Below are 5705 nucleotides of genomic sequence, written 5' to 3' on the forward strand. Positions count from 1 at the left end.
TCGGCATAAGTCGGATTTCCGATGACGTCATGCCATGCTGACACGGGCAGTTGGCTGGTGATGATGGTGGAGCGGCGGCCGTAGCCATCCTCGAGGATTTCGAGGAGATCGTGGCGGGCCTGGTTCAAGGCCTCAATCATCAAGGATCAGCAATTGGACCCGGGCGAGCGTGCGTTGCAGGCGTGCGTAGCGACCATCGCCTCTGGCGAGCGCCAGGTTGGCGAACAGGCGTGGGACACGCTTATAGAGAACGGACCGGTCGTCCCGGCAGGCCTTATGCCCGAGCGCGCAGGCAAGCCAACTCTTGCCCAGGCCGGTCGGACTGGGCTCATAATGCCCGTTATCAGGATGGCGAGGCAAAGAAGATTGTCCGTTACGCCTTTCATCCACGTTCGGGCGGGGAAATTTTCGTCACAGGCCGTCAGCGTTATTGCGGTGAGCCGGCCTATGTCGGGCGACAACCGGATGGCAGCCTGGCGCTGATTCCGATCTGGATGACGGAAGAGATCGCCCTGACGATGGCGGTTCGCGAGGCGCCCCGTTTTCCCCTTTCATGCCTGCGCGACCTGCGCCGCGAGGTCGATGCATGTCTACGTTTTCTGCAGAGCGACTCACGCCAGCCAGGAGACCACCATGCAGCGCAGGCAATGCCGAACCGACCAGCCAGACCTGTTTTCCAAGAAGGCTCCGCCATCGAGTCTTCCAGGCGAAGTCCGGGAACGCACCCTCCCGCTGATCGAGACCTTGCTGAGGGAAGCGGTGGTGAGCCAGACGGGACGGGAGGCAGATCATGAAGAACACCGCTGAACATCTCGCGCGCGGTGCCTATGTCTATGTCCGGCAGTCGACGGCCGATCAACTCGTCAACAATCCCGAGAGCCGGCGACGCCAATATGGCCTTGCCGAGCGAGCGCGGTCCCTTGGCTGGAAAGACGCCATCGTCATCGATGAAGATCTCGGTCGTTCAGGGTCTGGCATCAGCCGTCCGGGCTTTGAGAAGCTTCTGGCGGCGATCTGCGAAGGTCGGGTTGGTGCGGTTCTCGCCATTGAAGCCTCCCGGCTGGCCCGCAATGGCCGGGACTGGCATACGCTCATCGAGTTTTGCGGCCTTGTCGGAACGCTCATCATAGATGAGGCGGCATCTACGAACCGCGTCATCCCAACGACAGGCTGCTGCTCGGCATGAAGGGCACGATGAGCGAACTGGAGCTTTCGATCCTGCGGGCCCGCTCGATCGAAGCCCTAAAGCAGAAGGCACGACGGGGCGAACTTTTCCTGACGGTGGCGATCGGTTACGTCAAGTCGGGCCGGAACCGGGTCGAGAAAGACCCGGACCTGCGGATCCGCGAGGCGATCGATCTTGTATTCCGGCGTTTCGACGAACTGCAGAGCATCCGGCAGGTGCATCTGTGGTTGCGCCGCGAGGGCATTATGCTCCCTGCCGTAAATTACACGCGCGCGGCGGACAGGGCGATCGTCTGGAAGCTGCCCGTCTACAATACGGTGCACCACATTCTCACCAACCCGATCTACGCCGGCGCCTATGCGTTCGGGCGAACCTGCAGCAAAGTCACCATAGAGGCCGGACGCAAACGGATTTTGCGTGGGATCAGGCGCGATCGCGCCGACTGGGAGGTCTTGCTCATCGACCATCACGAAGGTTACCTGAGCTGGCACGATTTTGAGAGGAATCAGCGCCTGATCACGGACAATGCCACAAGCAAAGGCCTGGTGCCGCGCGGTGCTCTTCGCCGGGGCGAGTTGCTGCTCGGCGGTCTCTTGCGCTGCGGCCATTGCGGCCGCAAGCTGCATGTCTCCTATTCCGGCAGCAACGGCAATACGGGGCGCTATCATTGCCGCGGAGCGCAGGTCAACCACGGAACCGACCCGTGCATCGGCTTCGGATCGTTGCGGGTCGATCAGGCGGTCAGCGCGGAGGTTCTTCAACGCCTTCAACCGCTCGGCATGGAAGCGGCGATCAAGGCCATCGAGACCTCCACCGTGCAGGCTGGAGAGAAGCGGCGCCATGTGGAGCTCGCACTCGAGCAGGCACGTTATGAAGCCGCCCATGCACGCCGCCAGTATGACGCCGTCGACCCGGACAACCGGCTTGTAGCAGGCGAACTGGAGCGACGCTGGAATGCCGCGCTCGTAGCCGTCCGCGAGCGTCAGGACGAGCTTGACGCGCTCGACCGCCACAAGCCTGAGGCTCTGGGAGAAGAGGAACGGCGGAGCCTGCTGCGCATGGGCGCCGATCTCGAACTGGCATGGCATCATGCCAACGCCACCGCCACCACGCGCAAGCGGATCATCCGTGCCGTGATTCGCGAGATTGTCGTCGCCATCGAAGACGACCACATCAAAATGCTGGTGCATTGGCAGGGCGGCGACCATACCGCGCTTTCGGTCAGGAAGACAAGGCAGGCCATCACCGTTGGGGCGCCCCGCCGGACATCGAGGACCTGATCCGTGCCCTGGCACGCCAATTGCCGATAGAGCGATCGCATCGCTTCTCAACCGGCTCGGCAAAACCACGGGTCGTCTCAACGGATGGACGCAGTCCCGTGTCTGCACTTTCCGCAACCAGCACGACATCGCCGTCTACAAAAAGGACGAACGGTCGGAGCGCGGCGAGTATACATTGCAGGAAACGGCTGCGAAGCTCGGCCTGCGGCCAATGACCGTGCTGCGCATGATCCGCGCCGGCGATCTGAAGGCCGAGCAGTATTGCAAGGGTACGCCTTGGATCATCCGTCATGAAGATATCGAGCAACTCGATATCCAGCACCATTCCGGCAGGAGCGGACACAGTCCATTATCACAATCACAGGATCAGCAGATCCAGCTTTTTCAATAACATAGCGAGGTGTGCATTATGTCGTGGGATCGGGGCCGCCGATGAGCACGGCGTTGCGCTGGTCGGCGACGAACTCGCAACGATGAAGTTGCCGCACCAGCTGCCTCTTTACCTCGCTGCTGGCGAAGTCAAAGCCGTTGAGATCACGATAGGCTGGAAAGCGAGCTATCTTGTGCCCGCATAACGCGATGCGGATTTTGCATGGCAAGGAACGGTCGGTCTGAAATAACATCAGCAGTCGCGCAATGACCTAAGGAGCGACGCGATGCAAGGCAGCAGGCAAGGGGTGGGGGCAAATTCCGAACAAGACGGTGAAGACACCCTTAAGTGGATTGAATGCTTGACCGGCTCCTCGTCCGGCGAAGCGGCGCTGAAACAAATTTTACGAGCCTGGACGAAGGAAGGGGAGCAGGAGCAAGATGAGGAGCGGCAAGAGGCAATGGCACGGATCGAGGCTTGGCTCGAAACAGGCAATTTCCGAGCCGAGCTGAACTTGACATCGCTGTCCCTGACGGCACTGCCCCCCAGACTACCGGCCAACCTCCAGTGGCTCAATGCCAATGACAACCGGCTGACCAGGCTGCCCAACAATCTCCCACCCGGTCTGCGAAAGCTCGATGCCGGTAGCAACCAACTGATCAGGCTGCCTGAGTTTCTTCCGGGGATGCTCGACGTGCTCCACGTCAACAGCAACCGCTTGACCGAGTTGCCCGCGCGCCAGGGCTCAGAGACCTTGGCGTCATCCAGAACGAAATCGCGCTCCTGCCGGAAAATCTCCCGCCCGAGCTAACGGATCTCTGGGTCGGCGGCAATCAACTAACTAGCCTTCCTGAGCGCCTTCCGGCGAGTTTCAAGAGACTCCAAGCCGACGACAATGAACTCGCCAGCCTACCCGAGAACCTCCCGGCCAGCCTAACGTTCCTCAGTGCGGGCAACAATTCTCTGAGCGGCTTGCCCGCTAACCTACTGACGGGGCTGGAGCAGCTTAGTGTCATGGGAAACAACCTGCGAGGAACTGGCAATTCGCAAACCGCACTGCCGTACATTTTGGAGCGCCTTAGTCCTAATTGCATGGTTAACCTGCTTCGCAATCCGCTCCCAGATCGAATGCGGGAGTACCTGCGCGGCCAGAGGGGGAGGAACTTTCCGGAGATCAGTTGCTGATGCTGCTCGAGAAAAGATGCGGAAAACTACGTTCGTGCAGTTTGAGTGAAAAACCTTTTGCCGAGGTCATAGGGGTCCGCTATAGGGGTCGAAGTGATTTCCACGTGGTCCCCTAAGTATTGCGCGCTACCTAAGACTGCAGCTGACAGGCTTCAGTGCGTCAGATGTGGATCGAGGACAATGTCGCTACTCGGCGGAGGAAATGTGTGATGGATAAGCAAAACAGACCTGTTGTTTACATTTCGGGTGTAGACGAACGAAAGCTTGGCGCCGCTCTGATCGCTGTTCAATCGGCATTTAGTGTCGCGATTAAGGAACTATCGAAGCTTCACAAAGGGAACAGTCCTCAGTGGTTCGAAGAACTGGAGGAGGTGGTAACCGCTGAGGCAAAAGCCACAGTCACCTACGGCATCCCGCTGGATGTCGAGGTGGAAAGCCTCAAATTCGGCATCGACGTCCTTCGGGCGATCTTGGATGCAAGCCGCGCTGAGCTTGGCTTTGCAGCGAAGGAATAACCATTAATACATGGCCTGGGGGCCAGAGATGAGTCGCAATCATCACATACTCAACGGCCCCGCCTCTTGGAAAGGCGGCCCTAGTGGACTGATCGGGACGGAAGAGTCCGATTTGGGATTCCCCTCGTTGTCGCATGCGCACAGGTATCATGATCGACGTTACGGCATCCGACAGGGCTAGGCTTGAGGCGATCGTGGCGGCCCGAGGCTCGCCGCAGAAGCATGTCTGGCGAGCTCGGATCATCCTTTTGAGCAGCGAAGGCTTGGGAACTGTGGCAGTCATTGCGGCTACGGCCAAGTCGAAGACCTGCGTATGGCGGTGGCAGGAACGGTTCATGGCCGAGGGCGTCGACGGCCTGTTGCGCGACAAGACCCGGCCGCCCGGCATCGCGCCGCTGAAAGCCGTGCTGGTCGACAAGGTCGTCGCGCTGACGCTTGAGCCGCCTGCTCACGAAGCGACACACTGGACGGTCCGTGCGATGGCGAGGGCGGCCGGTATCGCTGCGTCTTCGGTCGTGAAGATCTGGCACGATCACGGTCTTGCCCCGCATCGCTGGCGCACCTTCAAGCTTTCGAACGACAAGGCCTTTGCCGAAAAGCTGCACGACGTGGTCGGCCTCTATGTCTCGCCGCCCGCCCATGCGATCGTCCTGTCGGTGGATGAGAGGAGCCAGATTCAGGCCCTCGACCGCACGCAACCGGGGCTACCGCTGAAGAAGGGGCGCGGCGGCACCATGACGCATGATTACAACGCAACGGAACCACCACCCTGTTCGCCGCCCTCAACGTGCTCGACGGCTCGGTGATCGGCCGCAACATGCAGCGTCACCGGCACCAGGAGTTCATCCGCTTCCTCAATGCGGTCGAGGCTGAACTCCCGACCGACAAAGCCGTCCACGTCATCCTCGACAACTACGCCACCCACAAGCAGCCGAAAGTCAGGGCCTGGCTGGCCCGGCATCCGCGATGGACCTTCCACTTCGTGCCGACATCCTGCTCGTGGCTGAACGCTGTCGAGGGCTTCCAAGCTCACCCGCCGACGCCTGAAGCACGGCATCTTCCATTCCGTCGTCGACCTCCAGACGGCGTTGGTGCGCGGATATGAAATCGAACGCATTTCGATCATTAATGTAGTTGGTTATGCCTGCGTGACTTGACGCCGGATAGAC

General features: G+C 60.3%; 6 protein-coding genes and 3 pseudogenes. 7 read left to right on the forward strand and 2 right to left on the reverse strand.

Going from position 1 to position 5705, the window contains the following annotated elements; genetic code table 11:
- Positions 1 to 321, reverse strand: a pseudogene (locus tag NKH03_RS34170) (ATP-binding protein); the annotation flags it as partial.
- A gap of 312 nt (positions 322 to 633) precedes the next feature.
- On the opposite strand from NKH03_RS34170, the gene NKH03_RS34175 reads away from it, so the two are divergent.
- Genes NKH03_RS34175 through NKH03_RS34190 form a run of 4 tightly spaced genes read left to right on the forward strand, consistent with a single transcriptional unit; the run spans position 634 to position 2857 of the window.
- Positions 634 to 807 carry a hypothetical protein gene (locus NKH03_RS34175; protein WP_352608370.1) on the forward strand — a complete coding sequence of 58 codons (174 nt, stop codon included), beginning with the start codon at positions 634 to 636 and terminating at the stop codon, positions 805 to 807.
- Positions 791 to 1186, forward strand: coding sequence for a recombinase family protein (locus NKH03_RS34180; protein WP_352608368.1), 396 nt, complete (start codon positions 791 to 793; stop codon positions 1184 to 1186). The genes NKH03_RS34175 and NKH03_RS34180 overlap by 17 nt, the downstream gene beginning before the upstream one ends.
- Before the next feature lie 8 nt (positions 1187 to 1194).
- Positions 1195 to 2466 (forward strand): recombinase family protein, encoded by a 1272-nt coding sequence (locus NKH03_RS34185; protein ID WP_352608366.1) that lies wholly within the window; start codon positions 1195 to 1197, stop codon positions 2464 to 2466.
- Complete coding sequence (locus NKH03_RS34190) at positions 2435 to 2857, forward strand: helix-turn-helix domain-containing protein (RefSeq protein ID WP_352973247.1); 423 nt, start codon at positions 2435 to 2437, stop codon at positions 2855 to 2857. Before NKH03_RS34185 ends, NKH03_RS34190 begins: the two co-directional genes overlap by 32 nt.
- A 31-nt stretch (positions 2858 to 2888) precedes the next feature.
- Here NKH03_RS34190 and NKH03_RS34195 read toward each other — a convergent pair.
- Positions 2889 to 3029, reverse strand: a pseudogene (locus tag NKH03_RS34195) (ATP-binding protein); the annotation flags it as partial.
- Positions 3030 to 3122: 93 nt separating this feature from the next.
- Here NKH03_RS34195 and NKH03_RS34200 point away from each other — a divergent pair.
- The 3 genes and pseudogenes from NKH03_RS34200 to NKH03_RS34210 form a co-directional block, all read left to right on the forward strand.
- Positions 3123 to 3647: a hypothetical protein gene (locus NKH03_RS34200; protein WP_352608362.1), complete on the forward strand. Its 525-nt coding sequence runs from the start codon at positions 3123 to 3125 to the stop codon at positions 3645 to 3647.
- A gap of 583 nt (positions 3648 to 4230) precedes the next feature.
- A complete protein-coding gene (locus tag NKH03_RS34205; protein WP_352608360.1) occupies positions 4231 to 4536 on the forward strand; it encodes a hypothetical protein in 306 nt (101 codons plus the stop codon).
- Positions 4537 to 4670: 134 nt separating this feature from the next.
- Positions 4671 to 5633: pseudogene (locus tag NKH03_RS34210) on the forward strand (IS630 family transposase); the annotation flags it as partial.
- Positions 5634 to 5705: the final 72 nt, after the last annotated feature.

This window comes from Mesorhizobium sp. M1406, assembly GCF_040317555.1.
Classification (GTDB): Bacteria; Pseudomonadota; Alphaproteobacteria; order Rhizobiales; family Rhizobiaceae; genus Mesorhizobium.